The organism is Ruegeria profundi (assembly GCF_020171505.1).
GTDB classification, from domain to species: Bacteria; Pseudomonadota; Alphaproteobacteria; order Rhodobacterales; family Rhodobacteraceae; genus Ruegeria; species Ruegeria profundi.
In genome coordinates this window covers 138,619-160,158 of record NZ_JAIUZS010000005.1, presented here as the reverse complement: position 1 = coordinate 160,158, position 21,540 = coordinate 138,619, and the positions used below count along the sequence as shown (strand labels likewise).

The window sequence follows — 21,540 nt, the reverse complement described above, 5'->3', positions numbered from 1 at the left end:
AAATGTCCAACGCGCAACTGGAAGCCGCCATCGAAGCCGCCTGGGAGGCGCGCGATACGATCACCCCCGCCACCACTGGCGAACAGCGTGAAGCGATCGAAGATACGCTGAACGCGCTGGACAGCGGGACGCTGCGCGTGGCCGAGAAGTTGGACAACGGCGACTGGCACGTAAATCAGTGGGCCAAGAAGGCGGTTCTGTTGGGCTTTCGCATCAAGGACATGGAAATCCAGACGGGTGGTCCGCAGGATGGCGGTTGGTGGGACAAGGTGGACAGCAAGTTCGCCGGTTGGGGTGAAAACCAGTGGCGCGCTGCCGGCTTCCGCGCCGTGCCGAACTGCGTGGTGCGCAAATCGGCCTTTATCGCGCCGGGCGTGGTGCTGATGCCCTCGTTTGTGAACTTGGGTGCTTATGTCGACGAAGGGACCATGGTCGATACCTGGGCCACCGTTGGCTCCTGTGCGCAAATCGGGAAGAACGTGCACCTGTCGGGCGGCGTCGGCATCGGTGGTGTGCTTGAGCCGATGCAGGCGGGTCCGACCATCATCGAGGACAACTGCTTTATCGGCGCCCGGTCCGAGGTTGTCGAAGGCTGTATCGTCCGCGAAGGCTCGGTTCTGGGTATGGGCGTCTTTATCGGCAAGTCGACCAAGATCGTCGACCGCGAAACCGGTGAAGTCACGTATGGTGAAGTTCCGCCCTACTCGGTGGTGGTGGCGGGATCAATGCCATCCAAGAACAACATCAACCTTTATTGCGCCGTGATCGTGAAGCGGGTGGACGAAAAGACGCGTTCGAAAACCGCAATCAACGATTTGCTGCGCGACTAAGCCCATAGCTTTCAGGAAACGGGGCTGTAGCCGTGCGCTACGGCCCTTTTTTGCGCCTCTATCCTTTTATCGGATAGCGGTCAGCCTCTTCAAACGCATCAATGACCCGTGTGCCGGCCTTGATCCTTCCGCCATGTTCAACGCCGGACGGAATCGAATAGCTGTCGCCCGGTCGATAGGTTTTGGTTACGCCGCCGATGGTCAATTCAACCTCCCCTTCGATCACGGTGCCCCATTGCGCCTTGTGCGCATGCGCGGGCAGTTCGAAATCCTTCAGGAAGGTAAAGAATGCGACCAGACCGGCATCCGACCGGATCACCGCAGTTTGCACCGTATCCTCGGGGAAAGGCACGTCGAGGCTGGGAAACTGGGTGATGAAATCCGGAAAGGGCATGGAAACGTCCTGTGTGGTTCGAGGTTGCTTTGCTGGCACTATGGCGTCGAAGCTGCGGCCCCGCAATTCCCGACTGCTTGACCGGGGGCGGACGCGCGGATATGGCCCCCTGCATGGAAAAGCAAAAGAAACCTTCCCGTCAGCAAGTCTATACCCTGCTGGTACAGATCGGTCGCAAAGAGGGCGATGGCCTGCCCGAAGGCGCGACCGGTGCGGCGTTGATGTGTTTCGCCAGCGGCGTGGATGAGGCCGAAGCCGTGCGCGAAACGGTGGCGATCCTCAAGCAAGCCGACACCGCACCGCTTGATGTGACAGGGTATGGCACCCTGGCTGAACGCGAAGCGCAGGGGCATGACATCGATCCTGATGAGCGGGCACTGATGCAACGGGCGTTGGACGAGAACGCGGTTATCGTTGCGCAGATGACGCCGTTTTACGGGGATGAGGCACAGGCCTAGTTCCGCGCCCCGAACCATTTGCGGTAAATCTCTTCATAGGTTCCGTCTTCACGCAGCGACAGCAACGCCTGATTGACGTCCTCGACCAGGGGCGATCCGGTTGGGAAGGCAATCCCGTAGCTTTCGCGCAGAAAGACGCCACCGGTCATCGTGGCGATCCGGCGCCCCTCGTGCGCGGCGTAATAAGACAGGATCGGCGCGTCGAAGACCACGGCGTCCAGATCTTTGCCCTCGAACGCGGCCAACAATTCTTCGAGGCCGGGATATCCGGTGAACTCGATCTCGCGCCGGTTCAGGAAGTTTGCCGCAGTTGAGTCCGAGATCGTACCGACCTGTTTGCCGTACAGGTCGTTCACGGAATTCACACTGCCGCTGATTGCGTCCACCGTCATGACCGAGGTGATCCGCGCGGTGAAAACCGACACGATGAACAACGATGACACCACAAGGATAACGCCCAGCAGGCGGCCAAACGGGGTGCGCGGCATGCGTTCCTCGAACCCGCCGTTCACCACAAGGTTCAAAGCCCACCAGAACGAGGGGAACCACGCCTCATCCAGCTTGCGATCGAAATAAGGCTGTGCCCTGCGTTCGAACATCCACATCAACATGCCGCCGCCCAGCAGGATGGCAAAGGCCAGGCCGATGGCGATAAACAATTCGCGTGACAACAGCGCCTGCAGCAGGGAAGGCCGCCGTGCGGCTTCGGACGGGACCATGATCTGCAAGCCGGCCTCAAAGATCGGTTGGCTGAAATCCATCTGTGTCTCACGCGCGGCGGTAATCGAAATATTGGCAATGGCAAGATCAGCGGACCCCTGCCGCACCGCGTCCAGCATGTCACCGAACCCTTCGACCCTGTTCACTGCAAAGTCCCAGTCTAGCGCCTGTGCCAGCACCGTGAGCAGGTCTATGGAAAACCCGGCCTGAGCCCCGTCTTCGACATAAGAGAACGGAGTGCGGGTCACCGTAGCGACATTCAGTGTCTGCGCCTGGCTTTGCAGTGCAAAAACAGTGCAAGCCAAGCAGATCAAGGCAAAAAGGGCGCGTTTCATAGTCAGTTACCTGTTTCGCGCGGCTCTAACGCAAATGTGAACGTTGCGGCAAGGTGGTCGCGGGGTAAAGGCCCGTGTTTTCTTGGTGTGTTAAATTGCAAGAAGGGAAAAAAAGCCTTTGGAATTGAGGGTGCAGGGGTTGGCAATCGGGCCAATTCGTTGAATCTGTGCGCGAACCAGCGTGCATATGAAACAAAGAGGCGCGATCATGACCGATCCTGTTCAACTGACTGCGGACCTGATCCGTTGCCCATCGGTCACACCCGAGGAAGGCGGCGCTTTGGTTTTGCTGGAAAATATTCTGGGTGTGGCCGGGTTTGAGTGTACCCGCGTTAACCGTGGCGGCATCAGCAACCTGTTTGCGCGCTGGGGTGAAAAAGGACATGCGCGCAGTTTTGGGTTCAATGGCCACACCGATGTTGTGCCAGTTGGGGATGACGCCGCCTGGACCATGCCGCCTTTCGGGGCGAAAATCCGCGATGGTGTGATGTTTGGGCGGGGGACCACCGATATGAAATCCGGCGTGGCGGCTTTTGTTGCCGCGGCTGTCGATTTCGTCCGCGACACGCCGCCGGATGGTGCGGTCATTCTGACAATCACCGGCGATGAGGAAGGCGACGCCATAGATGGCACAACTGCGCTGCTGGACTATATGGACAGCACGAATGAACGCATGTCGGTCTGCCTCGTGGGCGAACCGACCTGCCCCAATACCATGGGCGAGATGATGAAGATCGGGCGGCGCGGTTCAATGACCGCGTGGTTCACGGTAACGGGCGTACAAGGTCATTCCGCCTATCCGCACAGGGCCAAGAACCCCCTGCCTGCCATGGCGCAGTTGATGCACCAGCTGGCAAGTCACAGGTTGGATCAGGGCTCGGATCATTTCGATGCTTCGACCTTGGCGGTTGTGACTATCGACACTGGAAACACGGCAACCAACGTGATCCCGGCGCAGTGCCGAGGGGCGGTGAATATCCGTTTCAACGATCTGCATTCCGGAGCAAGCCTGAGTGAGTGGCTGCAGACCGAGGCCGCCGCTGTCGCCAAGGCCCATGACGTTGAGATTGACGTAAAGATAAAAATCTCGGGCGAAAGCTTTCTGACACCACCCGGCCCCCTGTCCGACCTTGTGGCGCAGGCGGTTGAGGCGGAAACCGGTACCCGGCCCGAACTCTCCACCACGGGCGGTACCTCGGATGCGCGCTTTGTGAAAAACCACTGCCCGGTGGTCGAGTTCGGATTGGTCGGCAGGACAATGCATCAGGTGGATGAATGCGTTGAAGTGGCCCAGATCGAGCAGCTCAAGGCGATCTACACGCGTATTCTGCGGGACTATTTCACCTGAACCATGCAGCGCACTCTGGTCATCATGGTGAAAGAGCCGCGCCCGGGCCGTGTCAAAACGCGCTTGGGCCGCGATATCGGAATGGTTGGTGCGGCGTGGTGGTTCCGCCATCAAACGCGCGCCCTGATCCGGCGGCTGCGTGACCCGCGCTGGAAAATCGTGTTGGCGGTGTCGCCGGATCACGAGGGGCTGACCAGCCGTATCTGGCCCGTTGACCTACGTCGCGCAGCGCAGGGCAGCGGTGATCTGGGTGATCGTATGCGGCGGATGTTGCGGGGCATGCCAAAAGGACCTGTCTGCCTGATCGGAGCGGATATACCGGGAATCACGCGCGGACATATCGCCCAGGCGTTCAAGGCTTTGGGCAGGGAACAGATGGTGTTTGGCCCCGCACCTGACGGGGGGTATTGGCTGATTGGTGCACAGCGATACAGTGCGTTGCCTTTGGGCTTGTTCAACAATGTCCGCTGGTCGACCGAAAATGCTCTGGCCGACACGCTAGCGTCGGTTCCGGGCACGCGCGTAACCTTGCTGGACCAGTTGCGCGATGTCGACACGGTTGCCGATCTTAGGCACTGATCCTTTTTGGTCATGACGCCGTCGCGTCCCCGTGCTAGGCCGGAATTATGACTCGCATCCCCACCAAGCAGGAGGTCCTTGACTGGATCTCGGCGAACCCCACCCTGACCTCGAAACGCGATATCGCCAAGGCCTTTGGCATCAAGGGCGCGGATCGGATTGATCTGAAGCGCGTGCTCAAAGAGCTTGAGGCCGAAGGGCATCTGGAAAAGCGCAAGCGCAGCTACCGTGACCCGGACCGCCTGCCGCCGGTCAGCGTATTGCAGGTCAAGGCTCCGAACGAGGATGGAGACCTGTTCGCGCGCCCGCTGGAATGGCATGGCGAAGGGGTCGAGCCGATTGTTCTGATCGTCGCGCGCGCCAGTGACCCGGCGTTGGGCGAAGGCGACCGCATTCTGGCGCGCCTGACAGTGGTGCACGAAGCCGACCACAATTACGAGGCCCGCCTGATCCGCCGTATCGGGACCAATCCGCGCAAGATCGTCGGAATCTTTCGCAAAGCGGCTGAGGGCGGCCGGATCGTGCCTATCGACAAGGCGGGTTCAACCGAATGGCTCGTGCAGGATGGCGCAGTACTTGGGGCCAAGGATGGTGAATTGGTCGAGGCCGAACAGGCTGGACCCAAGAAACGCATGGGCCTGCCCCGCGCGCGTATTGTCGAACGGCTGGGGGATCCGACTGCGCCAAAGGCAGTATCTCTGATCGCAATCCATCAACATGGCATCCCCGACGACTTCCCCGATAAGGTGATTGACGAAGCCGATAAGGCCAAACCCGTCGGCCTGAAGGGGCGCGAAGACTTGCGGGACATGCAGCTGCTAACCATCGACCCGTCGGACGCGCGCGATCATGACGATGCGTGCTATGCCCACGCGGACGATGATCCGAAAAATCCCGGCGGCCATGTGATCTGGGTCGCAATTGCCGATGTTGCCGCCTATGTATTGCCCGGCAGCGCGCTGGACCGCGAGGCGCGCAAGCGCGGCAACTCCAGCTATTTTCCTGACCGTGTGGTGCCTATGCTGCCCGATCGTCTGTCGGGCGATCTGTGTTCGCTGCACGAAGGCGTTCCGCGCGCCTGTATTGCGGTGCGGATGCAGATCGATGCCGAGGGCAATAAGATCGGCCACCGCTTTGTGCGCGGCCTTATGCGCTCTGCCGCGTCGCTGAACTATGCCGAGGTTCAAGAGGCCATCGACGGCACCCCCAACGACCGCACCGGGCCATTGTTAGAGCCTGTTCTTAAACCGCTCTATGCCGCCTATGCCGCACTGAAAAAGGCGCGGGCTGTTCGGCAACCGCTGGAACTTGACTTGCCGGAACGCAAGATTGTTCTCAGTGAAACGGGCAAAGTAACAAGCGTGGCCTTCCGCGAACGTCTTGATGCGCACAAACTGATTGAGGAATTCATGATCCTCGCCAATGTTGCTGCCGCCGAGACCCTGATCGCCCAGCGTCGCCCGCTGCTGTTCCGCGTGCATGAAGAACCTGCGCCCGAGAAACTGGAAAGCCTGCGGGAAACCGCCCAGGCGGCGGGGCTAAATCTGGCCAAGGGGCAGGTATTGCAAACCCGTCACCTGAACGCGCTGTTGAACGCGGCGGCGGGGACCGAAGATGCCGAACTGATCAACCTAACCACCCTTCGATCAATGGCGCAGGCTTATTATAACCCTGAGAATTTCGGCCATTTCGGGCTGGCGCTGCGAAGCTATGCGCATTTTACCTCGCCCATTCGCCGCTATGCCGACCTTGTCGTGCATCGGGCGCTGATCTCGGCTCATGGCTGGGGCAAGGACGGGTTGACCGAGGATGAAATCGCCAAGCTGGAAGAGACGGCCACCCATATCTCGGACACGGAACGTCGCTCAATGATGGCGGAACGTGATACGACCGACCGTTATCTGGCTGCCTATCTCAGCGAACGCGTGGGCAATGAATTTACAGGCCGGATCAGCGGCATAGCCCGCTTTGGCGCATTCGTGAAGATGGATGAGACCGGTGCGGATGGGTTGGTTCCCGTGCGGTCTTTGGGGCGTGAGTATTTCCATTTCGACCGCGAGGCCGGAACGCTTATGGGGTCGGACACCGGGCTGATCATCGCCATAGGCCAGCGCGTTACCGTCCGTCTGACCGAGGCGACGCCTGTCACAGGTGGGCTGGAACTTGAACTGCTTTCGATTGATGATCAAGCATTGCCACGCGGACGCGGGCCAAAGGGGCGGCCAACGCGACGCAAGTCCGTCAGCGCCAAACGCAAGAAAGATAAGATAAAACGCAAGGTCGAGCGCAAGCGGCGGGCCAGATAGTGATTTGGCCGGTGTAAATTCGCGCAGTCCAAAATCATCAGCGCTTTGAGAAATTCCGGTTTTACGCTATCCTTGAGATGAGCAGTAATCAGGAATTTCGGAATGCGTAAATGCGCAAGTGGCATCATAGCCGCTGCATTATGGGCATCCATTTTGCAGGCGGAAACCGTTAATCAACCGGGTGAATTGACCTCTATTCAACTGGCCTCGGCAGATGTGACAGTGTCCATCAGACCAGTCGTGCGGCCATCAGCGAAGGAGTACCGGGTGTCGACCGAAGGAAACGCGCGGTTCCAGGCGTGGCTAGGGGCGTTTCGTGAACGTGCGGGTCAGCAGGGCATTTCACACGCGACACTGGACCGGGCGCTGGCGGGCCTGACCTACGACAAAAAGGTCATTGAACGGGATCGCAATCAGGCCGAGTTTTCCAAGCCCATCTGGGAATATCTGGACACGGCTGTTTCGGATAGGCGAATAGCAAACGGACGCGCCGGGCTGGAGCGTCATGACAGGATACTGACGCAGATTGAGGCGCGTTATGGCGTCGAGAAAGAGGTCGTGACCGCGATCTGGGGGCTTGAAACCTCGTTCGGAACATTCCGAGGCAATGATCAAACGATCCGGTCGCTGGCGACACTGGCCTTTGATGCGCGGCGGTCTCAGTTTTTCGAAGCGCAACTGATCGCGGCGCTACAGATCATTCAGGCCGGTGATGTCAGCCCCCGCAATATGGTCGGCAGCTGGGCCGGTGCGATGGGGCACACGCAGTTCATGCCCACCTCATACCTGGATCATGCGGTGGATTTCGACGGTGACGGGCGGCGCGATATCTGGTCCGAGGACCCAACGGATGCGCTGGCCTCCGCCGCCGCGTATCTGGCGCGGCATGGGTGGACCAAGGGTCAGCCCTGGGGGGTTGAGGTGCGGCTACCCAAAGGGTTCGACTTTGCCACGGCCAAGCGGGACTATACCTTATTGCCATCAGACTGGGCGGCGCGCGGGGTGGTTGGGCGTGACGGTCAACCGATCCCTGACCACGGGCGGGCCGCCATCCTGTTGCCTGCAGGCGGGCAGGGTGTTGCATTGATGATCTTTGACAATTTCGGCGTCATTGAGAAATACAATGGTGCAGATGCTTACGTCATCGGAATTGGCCACCTGTCGGATCGTTTGGCTGGCGGCGCACCATTTCAGGCTGATTGGCCACGCGGTGATCGGGTGCTGAGTTTCACCGAAAAAAAGGAACTGCAAACCCGCCTGACCCAGGCCGGATTTGACACGCAGGGCATTGATGGGCGCAACGGTCCAAACACGATCAACGCCGTGCGGGAATATCAACTGGCGCAGGGGCTGCTGCCAGACGGATACGCGAGCTTGAAGCTTTTGGAGCGGCTGCGTTAAGAAATGAGGTGTCTCGCAAGCGGGACCGTTTTCTAAGGTGCCGCCCTGTCACTCATAGTCAGCGCCCTGCGAACGGGTTTTGGAGCTTGGCGGCTTTGTCTGCCCCATTGCGCGCTCTTTGAAACGCTGTCACAGAGGGTCGCAGAACCTGTCTCATGTGCGCCAGACTGTCGCCGTTCCTAGGTTGGTGCTGTCTTTTTTCAGAATGCGCCTAGCTGTCTTCTCAAAGATGAGGAGATTTAAATGAAAGACACATACGACACCGAAAGGCCGGACGCCGTCGCGCAATACAAACGCGAATGCCAGCAAGCCGAGAGGGTAAGAGTACGAAACGGTATTGTGGCCATGGCCGCTTTTGCGCCCCTGTGGTCAGCCGCAGACCCCAAAAGCCGCTTGGCCTATTTTAACCGCATAGCGCCTTTTGTGTTGATCGGAACGGTCGTCGCATTTGCGGGCATTGTGGCTTTGGGGCTTGTCTGAAGCCTTTGGTAGATTCTGTGCCGTGGTGACCCTGCGTGGCTAATATGTTCCGCGGTTTAGCATCAATAAAGGCGGCGTTTTAGCGCCGCCTTTCTGTAAAGTAAGGATGTCGATTTAAGACGCCGCCTTCATCAACCCTTGATCGATAATGTCCTTCTGCGCCTCGTCCAGTGATTTGTGAATACGCACAAACATCTCGTCGATATCCGAAGGGGTCAGGATCAGCGGGGGCGAGATGATCATCCGGTCGCCCACATGGCGCATGATCAGATTGTTAGAAAAACAGCGGTCGCGGCAAACATAGCCAACCGTGCCGGGCGCAGAGGCAAACTTGGCGCGGCTGGCCTTGTCCGGCGTCAAGGCGATGGATGCCATCATCCCGATGATCTTGGCTTCGCCAACCAATGGATGATCGACCAGCGCCTCCCATTTCTCTTTGAGGTAGGGCGCAGCCACATCGCGGACGTGATCGACGATCTTTTCTTCTTCCAGAATGCGCAGGTTTTCCAGTGCAACGGCCGCAGCAACGGGGTGGCCCGAATAGGTGTAACCGTGGTTGAATTCGGTGCCACCGATGACCTCGGCAATCTCATCATTGACGATGGACCCCCCGATCGGCGCATAACCTGAGCTGAGACCCTTGGCGATGGTCATGATATGCGGCTTGATCCCCACGGTTTGCGAACCGAACCAGTTGCCGGTGCGACCGAAACCGCAAATCACCTCATCCGCGATCAGCAGGATATCGTATTTGTCGCATATACGCTGAACTTCGGGCCAGTACGTATCGGGTGCCACGATCACACCGCCCGCACCCTGCACGGGTTCGGCGATAAAGGCCGCGACGCGGTCTTCGCCCAATTCCTGAATGGCTTCTTCCAGCTCACGCGCACGCGCAAGGCCGAAGTCTTCGGGCGTCATGTCGCCACCTTCTGCCCACCAGTTCGGCTGGTTTATATGGTGGATATTCGGGATCGGGATACCACCCTGCGCATGCATCCCCGCCATACCGCCCAGCGAGGCCGAACCCACGGATGAGCCGTGATAGGCATTGTGGCGGCTGATAATGATGTTCTTGTCGGGCTGGCCCTTCTCCGCCCAATAGGTGCGCACGAGGCGGATGTTCGTGTCATTCGCCTCGGACCCGCCGGCGGCAAAGAAGACGTGGTTCAGATCGCCTGGCGCAAGATCGGCCAGCTTTTTGGCCAGCGCGATGGCAGGCACGTGGGTGGTCTTGAAGAATGTGTTGTAATAGGGCAGCTCACGCATTTGGCGATATGCGGCCTCGGCCAGTTCATCGCGGCCATAGCCGACATTGACGCACCACAGACCGGCCATGGCGTCCAGAATCTGTTCACCATTACTGTCTGTCAGATAGACGCCATTCGCGCGGGTGATAACGCGGGCCCCTTCTTTACCAAGCGCGCCGTTGGCTGAAAACGGGTGCATGTGATGGGCGGCATCCAACGCCTGCAATTCGGCGGTGGGCATGTGGTTGGTGATGGTGGACATCCGGAAATCTCCTGCAAGAGCGGTTGGCGTTCACAATATGATCAAATTTTTCCGTGTCAATCGAATCGCGTGGGCTGAGCATCGTTCAGCGCCTCGGCCATCAGCTCCATCCCCTGTTCGATGTCCTGTGCGGTCGCTCTGGCAACTCCATCGGCGTTACGTGCGCGCAGTGATTCGATGATATCCTTATGGCGATCCGGTAGGCTTTGCGTGCCGAACCGACCGCAAACCACCCGCAGAGATGGTCCGAATCTGAGCCAGAGTCGCTCGGCCAAGTCACTGAGAATCGGGGCATGGGCGTAGGAATACAATGTCTCGTGAAACGCGTGGTTCAGATGCAGGTAGCCGCTGACATCCCCATCTGCAATTGTGCCGTCCAGACGTTGGTCGATGCGCTCAAGATCGTCGATATCAGTGCTGTTTACATTTTCGGTTGCACGCTTCGAAAGCTCTGATTCTATTGCAATTCTGGCGAAAATCATCTGCTCAACGTCACCTGTGGACAACAACGGCACGCTGACCCTGCGATTGCCTTGAAACACCAGCGCACCGTCCGAGATCAGGCGGCGGATTGCTTCGCGCACCGGAGTCATTCCGACCCCGAGTGATTCCGTCAAACCCTGGATCGTGACAGGTTGGCCGGGCACCAGCTCACCAAACATGATCTGCGCCTTGAGGGTTTGATAGACCTGTTCATGTGCTGGCCTTTTTTCAGCCTCTTCCAACACGGCCGATGCCTTATTTTTGATCAAATCCAATTGGTTTGCCCTGTTTCCAATGAAGGTGACTTGTCAGGTATCTGACCTCGTGAAACCATACGCATGTTCGGGGGAAAACGCAAAACTTGATCAAATCACAAAAAACGGGAAAATACCCTTACACTTGCAGGGAGAAAAAAATGTCAATCAAAACGCTGAGCATGACTGCGGTCATCGCACTGGGGACGTCGGCGGCCTTCGCTGAAGAGGTGCGCGTATACAACTGGTCCGACTATATCGACGAAGACCTTCTTGAGAAATTCGAACAGGAAACCGGCCTGACGCTGATTTATGACGTGTTCGACAGCAATGAGGTTCTGGAAACCAAGATGCTGGCCGGCGGGTCAGGCTATGATGTGGTGGTGCCGTCCGGTACATTCCTGCAGCGCCAGATTCAGGCTGGCGCGTTTCAGGAGCTTGATCAATCCAAGCTGTCCAATTTGGGCAACCTTTGGGACGTGATCCAAGAGCGTACGGCGGGCTATGACCCCAACAACGCCTATTCGATCAACTACATGTGGGGGACGACCGGCCTTGGTGTGAACGTCGACAAGGTCAAAGAGGCACTGGGCGAGGGCGTTGCCCTGAACAGCATGGACTTGGTTCTGCAGCCTGAGAACATGGAAAAGCTGGCCTCGTGCGGGGTGCATTTCCTGGATGCTCCGTCCGAGATCATTCCGATGGCCTTGCAATATATCGGTGAAGACCCGGACAGCCATGACACGGATGTCATTGCAAAAACTGAAGAGGTTCTGATGGGCGTGCGCCCACATATCCAAAAGTTCCACAGCTCGGAATACATAAACGCCCTGGCTAACGGCGACATCTGTGTCGCTGTCGGTTGGTCGGGTGATATTCTGCAGGCACGGGATCGCGCGGCCGAGGCTGACAACGGCGTAAACATTGAATACCACCCCTTCGCTGAAGGATCGCTGATGTGGTTCGACCAGATGGCCATTCCGGTGGATGCCCCGAATCCGGATGGCGCGCATAAGTTCCTCGACTTTATCATGGACGCCAAAAACATGGCGGCTGCATCGAACTATGTGTACTACGCGAACGGCAACGAGGCCTCGAAAGAGTTCCTTGAAGAAGATGTAATTGGTGATCCGGCAATCTATCCGGACGATGCGACCATGCAAAACCTGTATATCACGACGCCTTACCCATCCAAAACACAACGGGTCGTGACCCGTCTTTGGACCAAGATCAAATCCGGCACCTGATCTGATTTGTTCATGCAAGGCGGCCTGGCCGCCTTGTTTTTTACCAGAATGTCGAACGGGGGCTGTAGTGAACTCTGACGTCTTTGCGCCGTGGGAAGACCCGCAGGCGAAACCTTTGATCCAGTTCCGGAATGTTACCAAGCGCTTTGGCGACTTCACGGCCATCGACGACCTGTCTCTGGATATTTTCGAGCGTGAGTTTTTTGCGCTGCTGGGGCCTTCGGGCTGCGGCAAAACCACCATGATGCGGATGCTGGCGGGATTCGAAAAACCGACCGAGGGGCGCATCATTCTGGGCGGGCAGGACATTGACCCGATCCCGCCGAACAAAAGGGCGGTCAACATGATGTTCCAGTCCTACGCGCTGTTCCCGCACCTCAGCGTCCGGGACAACATCGCCTTTGGCCTGCGCAGGGACAATATGCCCAAGCATGATCTTGAAGATCGCGTCGAAGAAATGTTGCGACTGACACGGTTAGAGCGGTTTGCCCGACGAAAACCGCATCAGATTTCGGGCGGGCAACGTCAAAGGGTGGCGCTGGCGCGGTCTTTGGCCAAGGCGCCGAAGCTGCTGTTGCTGGATGAACCACTGGGTGCGCTGGACAAGAAATTGCGGCAGGATACGCAGTTCGAGCTGATGGACATTCAGGAAAAGACCGGCACGACCTTCGTGATCGTTACCCATGACCAAGAGGAAGCCATGACCGTGGCCAGCCGCGTTGCGGTGATGGATCAGGGCAAGCTGATGCAGGTGGCGACACCGGACAAGATCTACGAAAGCCCGAACTCGGTCTACGTGGCGGATTTCATCGGTGATGTGAACATCATCGAAGGCCGGGCCACAGCGAACGGAGACGAAACCTATCAGGTCGACTGGGCCGAGGGGCAGGCACCGCTGACCGCGACGTCAGCCACCGGGTTTTCGAACGGACAGACCTGTCACCTTGCGATCCGGCCCGAGAAGGTGACGATCTCGGTAGATCGCCCGGCAGATGCGATCAACGCGGTGCAAGGCAGGGTGCATGACATCGCCTATCTGGGCAACCTGTCCACCTATCATGTCGCACTGCCGAACGGCACGATCATCAAGGCGCAGACGGCCAATACCCGCCGCATCTCGCGCCGGTCCTTTACGTGGGAAGACCCGGTCTGGCTGTCCTGGACAGCGACGGCTGCGGTTCTGCTGGCCGACTGATGCGCCGCGCGTTTCTGATCGCCGTTCCATATGTCTGGTTGCTGGCGCTATTTCTGGTGCCGTTCTTCATCGTTCTGAAGATATCGCTGTCAGATACCGAGTTGGCCATCCCGCCATACACTCCGACATTGGACCTGTCGCAGGGCTGGGCCGGTATCAAAGACTTCTTCAGCCAGTTGGATTTTGAGAATTTCGTCTGGCTGACCGAGGACGATCTTTACTGGAAAGCCTATCTTTCCAGTGTTCAGATTGCGGTCATCTCAACCGTTCTGACCTTGCTGGTGGGGTATCCGATCGCCTACGGCATGGCCCGCGCACCTGTGGAGTGGCGGCCGACGCTGATGATGCTCGTGATTTTGCCGTTCTGGACCTCGTTCCTGATCCGCGTTTACGCTTGGATGGGCATCCTGTCGAACGAAGGCTACCTGAACCAGTTCCTGCTGTGGACGGGCATCATCTCGACCCCGCTGACCATTCTGAACACCAATACCGCCGTGTATATCGGTATCGTCTACACCTATTTGCCCTTCATGATCCTGCCGATCTATTCCTCGCTTGAAAGGATGGACGAATCTCTGATCGAAGCCGCCGAGGATTTGGGTTGTTCGCGTTTGCAGGCGTTCTGGCTGGTGACAATACCGTTGTCGCGCCCTGGGATTATCGCTGGGTGCTTCCTTGTCATGATCCCGGTGATTGGTGAGTTTGTTATCCCCTCGCTTCTGGGTGGGTCTGGCACGCTGATGATCGGTAAGGTGCTGTGGGAAGAGTTTTTCTCGAACCGCGACTGGCCGGTTGCCAGCGCCGTGGCGGTTGTTTTGCTGCTGATCCTCGTGGTGCCGATCGTGCTGTTCCAGCGCAACCAGCAAAAACAGGCGGAGGCGGAAAAATGAGCAGGTTAAGCTGGTTTAACACAGTCTCGCTGACGCTGGGGTTTGCGTTCCTGTACATCCCGATGATCATTCTGATTATCTTCAGTTTCAACGAAAGCAAGCTGGTTACGGTCTGGGCCGGGTTCTCGACCAAATGGTATGGCGCGGTGGTCCAGAACGAGGCGTTTTTGGATGCCGCCTGGGTGACTGTACGCGTTGCCGTGGTCTCATCAACTCTGGCGACGATCCTGGGTACCGCGGCGGCCTATGTGCTGGTGCGTGGCGGACGATTCTTTGGCCGTACTCTGTTCTCGGGCATGATCTATGCACCGCTGGTGATGCCCGAGGTGATCACCGGCCTGTCGCTGCTGCTGCTGTTTATCGGTATCGGCTTGGATCGGGGCATTCTGACAATCGTTCTGGCGCATACGACCTTTTCGATGTGTTTTGTTTCGGTCGTGGTGTCGTCGCGTTTGGTGACTTTCGATCAGTCGCTGGAAGAAGCAGCGCTGGACTTGGGGTGCTCTCCGGCGCAGGCCTTCCGGCTTGTGACCCTGCCGATCATCGCGCCTGCGGTGATTTCCGGATGGTTGCTGGCGTTTACTTTGTCGCTTGACGATCTGGTGATCGCATCCTTTACCTCGGGCCCGTCAGCCACGACCCTGCCGATCAAGATTTTTTCTGCCGTACGTTTAGGCGTCAGCCCTGAAATCAACGCGCTGTCCACAATCATGATCGCGGTTGTCACGGTGGGTGTCATCACGGCATCGCTGGTGACCAAGCGCGCGATGGTTCGGCAGAAGCAGGATGAACTGGCCGCCGCAAAAACAGAATGAAACGGCTGTTCCCGACCTACACCTACGGATCCGGTCCGCGGACCAACTGTTGGTGGGATGAAACCATTGCCAGCCCGGACTGGCCAGTTTTGCAGGGCGATTTGAACACGGATGTCGCGATTGTCGGGGGCGGCTATACAGGCCTGTCTGCCGCGCTGCATCTTGCCGAGGCTGGAATACGCGTAGCAGTGCTTGAGGCCGAGACGCCAGGCTGGGGCGCATCGGGGCGAAATGGCGGGTTTTGTTGTTTGGGAGGCTCAAAACTCAGCCAGGCCGCAATGGTTCGCCAGTTCGGAGAGGGTGCCGCGCAGAGCTATGCGCAGGCTGAAAAAGACGCAGTTCACCTTGTCGCGGATCTTTTGAGCGGTCACGCCATTGACGCGGATGTGCATTCGGCAGGGGAAACCCAACTGGCCCACACGCCCCGCGCGATGGACTCGTTGCGAAAACAGGCCGAGGCGTCAGGCACCCTTCACGAAGCAAGTGACCTGCCTGCGCTTGGCTTCGGGGGCGGGTTTCATGGCGCATACACCAACCCGGTCGGTTTTGCCCTGAACCCCAGAAAGTATCTTTTTGGTATTGCGGGGGCGGCTCGTTCCTTGGGGGCTGATCTGTTTCGCAACAGCGCGGTTCATAGACTCCGTAAAACGCAATCCGGATTCGAACTTGGCACAAAAAATGGCCGTGTCACTGCGCGCAATGTTTTGATCTGCACCAATGGATATTCCAGCGAGGATGTGCCGCCCTGGATGTCGGGCCGCTATATGCCTGCTCAGTCCACAGTTCTGGTTACCCGCCCGCTCACGGAGCCCGAATTGCACGCACAAGGCTGGACCACGGATCAGATGGCGTACGACACCCGGCATTTACTGCACTACTTTCGGCTGATGCCGGACCGAAGATTTCTGTTCGGAATGCGCGGCGGTTTGCACTCGTCCCCGCGGGCTGAGGGAGCGATTCGGCAAAAGGCTGTCCGGGACTTCCGGCGAATGTTCCCGGCGTGGGCTGATGTCGAGGTCACTCATATGTGGTCCGGTATGGTTTGCCTGTCGCGGGGTCTGACACCTTTTGTGGGCGAAGTGCCGGGTCAGCTCGGCCTGTTCGCGGGTTTTGCCTATCATGGGAATGGGGTTGCGATGGGGACCTATAGCGGGCGCGCGCTGGCTCGGCTTGTTTTGGGGCAGGCGGATGACCTACCCGACCCGATGACGCGCATCCCTGCGCGTTTTCCCCTTGGCCGCTGGCGGCGCGCGTTGATGCCGCCCGCTTATGCGATGATGGCCGTTTTAGATTGGTGAAGACGGCAGCGCAGCGCGTTCCAGCTCTAAACCTACTGAGTAGTCCGAACCACCGTTTTCAATCTGCCACAAGCAATAGGCTGCCATCCGCCACGCGTACCAGCGGCGAAGCGATTTGTAGCGTTTCACCGCGTTGGCACAGCCATAGGCAGAGAGAAACAAGCTTTCCTCTGTAAGGGTCAAGGCTTTGCCCCGGTACAGATGCTGCATGGCGGGCGACAGGAACAGCGCGAGGTCCTCACACGGATCACCCTGCGCGGGGCATTGCCAATCAATAAGGGTCAAACCTGAGGGTGCCACCAGAATGTTCCCTGCAACCGGGTCGCCATGTATCAGGCAGGTGTGGTGGGTCGGCGGAATGTGATCGTCGGGCCGCAGCGCCTCTATCTTTTGCCGCATGTCAGATCTGCACCGATCAAGAATGCTCTGCCCGTGGCGGGCCAGGTCCATACTGCCATTACACCCCTTGGGTGCTTGTATCTGCAGATCAAGCTGATGCAGTTTGCCCAACAACTCTGCCACCGGCGCAACGCCATCTCGCCAAGGGGACCCCGGTGCGTGGTCGTAAAAGACCCAGCGGTCATCTTGGTGCTGGCCGGTCGCGCGCAGGCGGGGCACAAACCCGGTCGGTTCCAAAAAAGTAAGGCACTGCGCCTCAAGTTCGCCGTCGTTGCGAAACAGTGGGTTGCGCAGGCCCGCACGGTACAGTTTCAGTACCCTACCGCCGTTTTCGCCGATCACCTTCCAAACCTGATTGGTACGTCCGCCATACATGGCCTGGAATTGCGTTTCCGCAGCTATCAGGCCTTGATCGCGCAGTTGCGCAACCAGTTGGATTGGAGGGCTGTTCGGGTCAGGCAGGGGGATCACCAATACGATAAGCGAGTCGCGTGTCGCACTGGTGTGGCCCGTCCCGGTCCGTAGATCAAGCTCAGGTGCTTACCAAAGTCACCATCCAGACCGGAACGGACTGCCCGTTTTCCAGTGTCAGCGAAACCGTCCCATCCGCGGCCTGCGCTTCGACCACCTTGCTGAAAGGTGAGACTGACAGCGTCGATATCAATTCATCCTCATAGTAGCTTTCCAGCGTTGCCGAATAGCTGCCTGGCGGAAGAGTGCTTCCATCGCTTGCGACTCCGTCCCAGGTGAATTCAGACTGGGTCACGGGAATGGATACCCGATCAACCTCGGTTCCTTCACTGTCAACGATCACCATCTCGGCGCTGTCTGCCTCTGCTGCGGCCTGTCCATGCATGGTCACCGGATCACCATCAAACTGGAACGAGGTTGTCTGAACAGACATACCGACCCAATTTGCAAGTTCGTCGAGTTTTACGCTGCCCAAAGTCAGCGCCAGTTCTGACAGGCGATCGTTGGTTTGCACCTGCTGTTCCACCATCGAGAACTGAGCCAATTGCGAGGCATATTCAGCAGACCCAATCGGTTCCAACGGATCCTGATTCTGCGCCTGTGTCGTCATCAACAAAAGGAACGTGTCGAAATCCGACGCGATTGAGGAGGTCCTGGATTGGGATGCGGACGTGACCTGCGTGTTGGCTTGGGTTGTGGCTTGTGTTGGGTTGATCATGGTCAAAGCCTCATGTCGATCCGGCCTACAGGGCCTAATTTTGGAGCGGCTGGTGCAGCCTCGGTAATCTGTTCGGGCTGTGTGTCGGAAAACCCTGCGCCTTCGCCGGTATCAGAGTCGCTGTGCTGTGACCCTGCAGATGTCCCAAGGTCAAAAGACAGGTTGCCGAACCCGAAGTTCTGGAATTCTGTCTCAAGAACCGAAAGGTGGCGGCGCATCATGTCCAGCGTCTCTGGACGTTCGGCTGAGATCGTCATGTGCAGACCGTCTTCGCGACCGTTTAAGACAATCGAAACGCGCCCCAACTCTTCAGGGTTCAAGGCGACTTCGATCGTTCCGGGCTGCCCCCGGGCAGAAACGACGGTTGCCATTTGATTGGCGACTGCGCGCGCCGTTTCAACCCGTGCCGTTGCGGTCGTCGTTGTTTGTGTCATGGGGGTAGAATCGCGTGATGAAGAAAGTGTTGTGGCCTCCCTGCTGAGTGGGATGTCTTCAATCTCGGTTGTCGGGTTCGCCTCGGGTTGAAGGCTTTGAGTGTCGGCGGCGAAAAGCTGTATCTGGACAGGCGTCGGCGGCGTGCGACCGGGTTTCACTGCCTCCGGGCGACTTGTCTGCGGCACGGTCTGGGTGGCAGGTGTCTCTTTTTCAGACTGGGGAGGGGTTGGAAGGTCAGGTGTTCCATCAAGGTGAGCATCTGGTGTTGCCAACCCCACGGGGACGCCATTTGGCCGAGCGACGACCTGTGGCGTTTTTTTCGGAGGGACCGACGCAAAAATCAGGGCCTGAACGGTCGGTGCAACTTCGGCCTGCGTTGGGCGCGGCTGTGATCGTACCGTTTCACTCTGCGCGACTACAGGTTGCGTGTTAGCGGACGCCTCAGCTTCAACAATGACAACCGGGGCCACTACAATTGGCTTTTCATTTTGCCTTGCGACGACCGGAATTTGGGCAATTTCAACCGCAGCAGGCCGTATTTCGGCCGGCGGTTGATCCTGCGGCTCGATTGGTAAAGGCGCGACCTCACTATCGACAACGATGATTTCCGAGTCCGGTGCCAAATCGGGATTCTGAATCGCAGGTTCGGCCGTTTTTTGTTCGTTTGGCTGCGCGTCGGCCTCTTGATCCATGACCGTTTGAAATGACTCGGCACCCTTGGTGTTGCTTGCGTCTTTCGCGGCAGCCGCAGGTTTCATGGCGCCGCCCGACGCAGGCATCAGTGCTGGAATAGGGTTGGGCATTTTGCTCCGACTCCGTTTGTGTGACCAGCAACCTGCCCGCAGGAAGTTACGTTTATTTTAACCGCTTTCGCCTTTGATCAAGAAAGTTCGATGTAAATTTCGGAGAATATGATGAAGATTTCTGGAACCCTGCCTGGCTCCCACCCGCCAACTACGGCTGAAAAACTGCAAGCCGCCGCTGTTGAGCTTGAGGCGGCATTCCTGGCTGAAATGTTAAAATCCTCTGGATTGGGTGAGACACATGATTCCTTTGGCGGCGGTGCCGGCGAGGAACAGTTTTCGTCGTTCCTTATACAGCATCAGGCGCGCACGCTGGCCGAGGCTGGCGGCGTTGGGCTGTCCGAGATTCTGTTCCAATCCATGATGGAGAAAACAAATGCCGACCAATACTGATACCGACCTGATCCGCTCGCTTGAAGACGTGCTGGACCTTGAACGTACCGCGCTTGTCGATGGTGATCTGAACAGACTGAACCAGGTGGTACCGGAAAAAGAAAAACTGATTGATACGATCAATGAGCTTCAGGTCTTTGAAAGCGCCGAGTTGATTCGGCTGCAAAAAAAGGTCGAACGGAACCAGCTGTTGCTCAACAGCGCTGCCGAAGGGATCCGCGCCGTGGCCGACCGCATGGCTGAACTGCGTCGCGTTCGGCAAGAGTTCACCACCTATGGCGCGGACGGGCAGCGCAACGGGTTCGCTGTGCGTCGCAATCCAAAGCTGGAGAAGCGAGCATAGGTACGGGTTTGATTCAAATCCAAAATTTTTGACCGAGGGGCTTTAGCACTCCGTTAGGAGGTAACGGGCAAAGGTGGTCCTGCACCTGATACACCAGGTGGCGCGAACAGCCCGACGGCGGATCGCATCGCTCAGAACGACGTCAAAGCCCGCTTACGGTGCGGGGTAAGCATGGGCGCAAAGTGCCCGAACACAAAGGAAGAAAGCTATGTCCAGCATTCTGACAAACAATGGCGCAATGGTGGCGCTGCAAACCCTGAAAATGGTCAATAAGAATCTGGGGCAAACCCAGAACGCGATCGCAACTGGTAAGGATGTTGCAACCGCCAAAGACAATTCGGCAGTTTGGGCGATCTCCAAAGTTATGGAATCCGACGTCAAGAGCTTCAATGCGATCAAAGACAGCCTGGCACTGGGTGAATCGACTGTTGCGGTGGCTCGTAACGCGTCAGAAACCGTGACCGACCTGTTGATCCAGATTCAAGAGAAAGTCGTCGCGGCCCAGGAAGACAACGTCGAACGGGATAAGATCGATGCCGATGTTACAGCGCTGAAAGACCAGATTGTTTCGGTTGTCAGCGCGGCCCAGTTTAACGGTCTCAATCTGGTGAACGGAGACACAGCATCAGCTAAGATTCTGTCGTCGTTGGATCGTGACAGTTCTGGTGCCGTGAAGGATTCTTCGATCACCGTTAATGCTCAGAACCTGTCGACCGGCGGCTACTCGGCGAAAAACGTTCTTGATGATTCTGACAACGCAAGTACTGACGGAGATGTGGCTAGCTTTTCCTTGGACAAAAGCGGCGGTTCGGGAAACCTTAACTTCAACAGCGCAACTGACAATTTTGCAGTGGGTGACAAAATCTCAGTCACCGTAGGTGGCCAGAGCGTATCCTATACAGTGCAGGCATCTGATATTGATGCAGTCTATAATGCGCCCAACACCGATACCAAAGTTGCAGCTGGCTTGAAGAGCCAAATCGACGCTTTGGGTATCAAGGGTCTTACGATTACCCAAACTACAGATGAACTGGCCTTTGCGACTGCTGCTGCGGATCAGGATTTGACCGTTTCGGCACAGTTTACGAACGCAGGTTCCGGTGGTCTGGGTGCGTTGTCTTCAATTGACGTAACGACAAAAGCTGGTGCAAGTGCAGCATTGGGTACGATCACGGGTCTTATTGACACCGCCATCGATGCGTCGGCTGCGTTTGGTTCGGTCCAAAACCGGATTGAGACCCAGAAAGAGTTTATTGCGAACCTTACTGACTCGTTCAAATCCGGTATCGGGTCGCTTGTCGATGCCGACATGGAAGAAACATCGGCCCGCCTTCAGGCCCTGCAGGTACAGCAGCAGTTGGCAACCCAGTCGCTGTCGATCGCAAACCAGGCACCGCAGTCGATCCTGTCATTGTTCCGTTAATCTTCGGAAC

General features: G+C 57.7%; 22 protein-coding genes. 15 read left to right on the top strand and 7 right to left on the bottom strand.

What is annotated here, in order from left to right; all coding sequences use genetic code 11:
• Positions 1-2: 2 nt before the first annotated feature.
• A complete protein-coding gene (gene dapD, locus LCM21_RS13270) occupies positions 3-830 on the top strand; it encodes a 2,3,4,5-tetrahydropyridine-2,6-dicarboxylate N-succinyltransferase (RefSeq protein ID WP_224891028.1) in 828 nt (275 codons plus the stop codon).
• Between the two features lie 58 nt (positions 831-888).
• Here dapD and LCM21_RS13265 read toward each other — a convergent pair whose 3' ends face one another.
• Positions 889-1,224 (bottom strand): cupin domain-containing protein, encoded by a 336-nt coding sequence (locus tag LCM21_RS13265; RefSeq protein WP_224891027.1) that lies wholly within the window; start codon positions 1,222-1,224, stop codon positions 889-891.
• Positions 1,225-1,337: 113 nt separating this feature from the next.
• On the opposite strand from LCM21_RS13265, the gene LCM21_RS13260 reads away from it, so the two are divergent.
• The gene (locus LCM21_RS13260; RefSeq protein WP_082677473.1) at positions 1,338-1,682 is read left to right on the top strand and encodes a hypothetical protein; all 345 of its coding nucleotides are present in this window, start codon (positions 1,338-1,340) and stop codon (positions 1,680-1,682) included.
• On the opposite strand, the gene LCM21_RS13255 is transcribed toward LCM21_RS13260, so the two are convergent.
• Positions 1,679-2,737, bottom strand: a complete 1,059-nt coding sequence (locus LCM21_RS13255; protein ID WP_224891026.1) for a transporter substrate-binding domain-containing protein — start codon at positions 2,735-2,737, stop codon at positions 1,679-1,681. The two genes, LCM21_RS13260 and LCM21_RS13255, sit on opposite strands and share 4 nt — an antisense overlap.
• 208 nt (positions 2,738-2,945) lie before the next feature.
• On the opposite strand from LCM21_RS13255, the gene dapE reads away from it, so the two are divergent.
• The 5 genes from dapE to LCM21_RS13230 all read left to right on the top strand — a co-directional run bounded on the left by dapE (position 2,946) and on the right by LCM21_RS13230 (position 8,851).
• Positions 2,946-4,085 (top strand): succinyl-diaminopimelate desuccinylase, encoded by a 1,140-nt coding sequence (dapE, locus tag LCM21_RS13250; protein WP_224891025.1) that lies wholly within the window; start codon positions 2,946-2,948, stop codon positions 4,083-4,085.
• Between the two features lie 3 nt (positions 4,086-4,088).
• The gene (locus LCM21_RS13245; RefSeq protein WP_224891024.1) at positions 4,089-4,664 is read left to right on the top strand and encodes a TIGR04282 family arsenosugar biosynthesis glycosyltransferase; all 576 of its coding nucleotides are present in this window, start codon (positions 4,089-4,091) and stop codon (positions 4,662-4,664) included.
• Positions 4,665-4,711: 47 nt separating this feature from the next.
• Positions 4,712-6,970, top strand: coding sequence for a ribonuclease R (gene rnr, locus LCM21_RS13240; RefSeq protein ID WP_224891023.1), 2,259 nt, complete (start codon positions 4,712-4,714; stop codon positions 6,968-6,970).
• Positions 6,971-7,072: 102 nt separating this feature from the next.
• On the top strand, positions 7,073-8,371 hold the full coding sequence (locus tag LCM21_RS13235) for a lytic murein transglycosylase (RefSeq protein WP_224891022.1): 1,299 nt from the start codon (positions 7,073-7,075) through the stop codon (positions 8,369-8,371).
• A 243-nt stretch (positions 8,372-8,614) separates the two neighbouring features.
• Positions 8,615-8,851 carry a hypothetical protein gene (locus LCM21_RS13230; protein WP_224891021.1) on the top strand — a complete coding sequence of 79 codons (237 nt, stop codon included), beginning with the start codon at positions 8,615-8,617 and terminating at the stop codon, positions 8,849-8,851.
• A 114-nt stretch (positions 8,852-8,965) separates the two neighbouring features.
• On the opposite strand, the gene LCM21_RS13225 is transcribed toward LCM21_RS13230, so the two are convergent.
• Together LCM21_RS13225 and LCM21_RS13220 are read right to left on the bottom strand one after the other, a co-directional pair.
• Positions 8,966-10,363, bottom strand: a complete 1,398-nt coding sequence (locus LCM21_RS13225; RefSeq protein ID WP_224891020.1) for an aspartate aminotransferase family protein — start codon at positions 10,361-10,363, stop codon at positions 8,966-8,968.
• A gap of 56 nt (positions 10,364-10,419) precedes the next feature.
• Positions 10,420-11,121: a GntR family transcriptional regulator gene (locus LCM21_RS13220; protein WP_224891019.1), complete on the bottom strand. Its 702-nt coding sequence runs from the start codon at positions 11,119-11,121 to the stop codon at positions 10,420-10,422.
• A gap of 140 nt (positions 11,122-11,261) precedes the next feature.
• On the opposite strand from LCM21_RS13220, the gene LCM21_RS13215 reads away from it, so the two are divergent.
• The 5 genes from LCM21_RS13215 to LCM21_RS13195 all read left to right on the top strand — a co-directional run bounded on the left by LCM21_RS13215 (position 11,262) and on the right by LCM21_RS13195 (position 16,545).
• Positions 11,262-12,347 carry a polyamine ABC transporter substrate-binding protein gene (locus tag LCM21_RS13215; protein WP_224891018.1) on the top strand — a complete coding sequence of 362 codons (1,086 nt, stop codon included), beginning with the start codon at positions 11,262-11,264 and terminating at the stop codon, positions 12,345-12,347.
• A 67-nt stretch (positions 12,348-12,414) separates the two neighbouring features.
• Entirely contained in the window at positions 12,415-13,542 is a 1,128-nt protein-coding gene (locus LCM21_RS13210) for an ABC transporter ATP-binding protein (RefSeq protein ID WP_224891017.1), read from the top strand.
• The gene (locus LCM21_RS13205) at positions 13,542-14,432 is read left to right on the top strand and encodes an ABC transporter permease subunit (RefSeq protein WP_068336956.1); all 891 of its coding nucleotides are present in this window, start codon (positions 13,542-13,544) and stop codon (positions 14,430-14,432) included. The genes LCM21_RS13210 and LCM21_RS13205 overlap by 1 nt, the downstream gene beginning before the upstream one ends.
• Positions 14,429-15,247 (top strand): ABC transporter permease, encoded by an 819-nt coding sequence (locus LCM21_RS13200; RefSeq protein ID WP_224891016.1) that lies wholly within the window; start codon positions 14,429-14,431, stop codon positions 15,245-15,247. Before LCM21_RS13205 ends, LCM21_RS13200 begins: the two co-directional genes overlap by 4 nt.
• A complete protein-coding gene (locus LCM21_RS13195; protein WP_224891015.1) occupies positions 15,244-16,545 on the top strand; it encodes an NAD(P)/FAD-dependent oxidoreductase in 1,302 nt (433 codons plus the stop codon). The genes LCM21_RS13200 and LCM21_RS13195 overlap by 4 nt, the downstream gene beginning before the upstream one ends.
• Here the strand turns inward: LCM21_RS13195 and LCM21_RS13190 are convergent.
• From LCM21_RS13190 to LCM21_RS13180, 3 genes are all read right to left on the bottom strand, one after another.
• Complete coding sequence (locus tag LCM21_RS13190; RefSeq protein WP_224891213.1) at positions 16,534-17,415, bottom strand: phosphotransferase family protein; 882 nt, start codon at positions 17,413-17,415, stop codon at positions 16,534-16,536. The two genes, LCM21_RS13195 and LCM21_RS13190, sit on opposite strands and share 12 nt — an antisense overlap.
• A gap of 61 nt (positions 17,416-17,476) precedes the next feature.
• Entirely contained in the window at positions 17,477-18,133 is a 657-nt protein-coding gene (locus LCM21_RS13185; protein ID WP_224891014.1) for a flagellar hook capping FlgD N-terminal domain-containing protein, read from the bottom strand.
• Between the two features lie 2 nt (positions 18,134-18,135).
• Entirely contained in the window at positions 18,136-19,371 is a 1,236-nt protein-coding gene (locus LCM21_RS13180) for a flagellar hook-length control protein FliK (protein WP_224891013.1), read from the bottom strand.
• A gap of 111 nt (positions 19,372-19,482) precedes the next feature.
• Here LCM21_RS13180 and LCM21_RS13175 point away from each other — a divergent pair, with 111 nt between their 5' ends.
• The 3 genes from LCM21_RS13175 (at position 19,483) to LCM21_RS13165 (ending at position 21,530) form a co-directional block, all read left to right on the top strand.
• On the top strand, positions 19,483-19,764 hold the full coding sequence (locus LCM21_RS13175) for a rod-binding protein (RefSeq protein ID WP_068336967.1): 282 nt from the start codon (positions 19,483-19,485) through the stop codon (positions 19,762-19,764).
• Positions 19,748-20,107, top strand: coding sequence for a flagellar export chaperone FlgN (locus LCM21_RS13170; protein WP_068336970.1), 360 nt, complete (start codon positions 19,748-19,750; stop codon positions 20,105-20,107). Before LCM21_RS13175 ends, LCM21_RS13170 begins: the two co-directional genes overlap by 17 nt.
• 208 nt (positions 20,108-20,315) lie before the next feature.
• Positions 20,316-21,530: a flagellin N-terminal helical domain-containing protein gene (locus LCM21_RS13165; RefSeq protein ID WP_224891012.1), complete on the top strand. Its 1,215-nt coding sequence runs from the start codon at positions 20,316-20,318 to the stop codon at positions 21,528-21,530.
• The last annotated feature ends 10 nt before the right edge of the window (positions 21,531-21,540 follow it).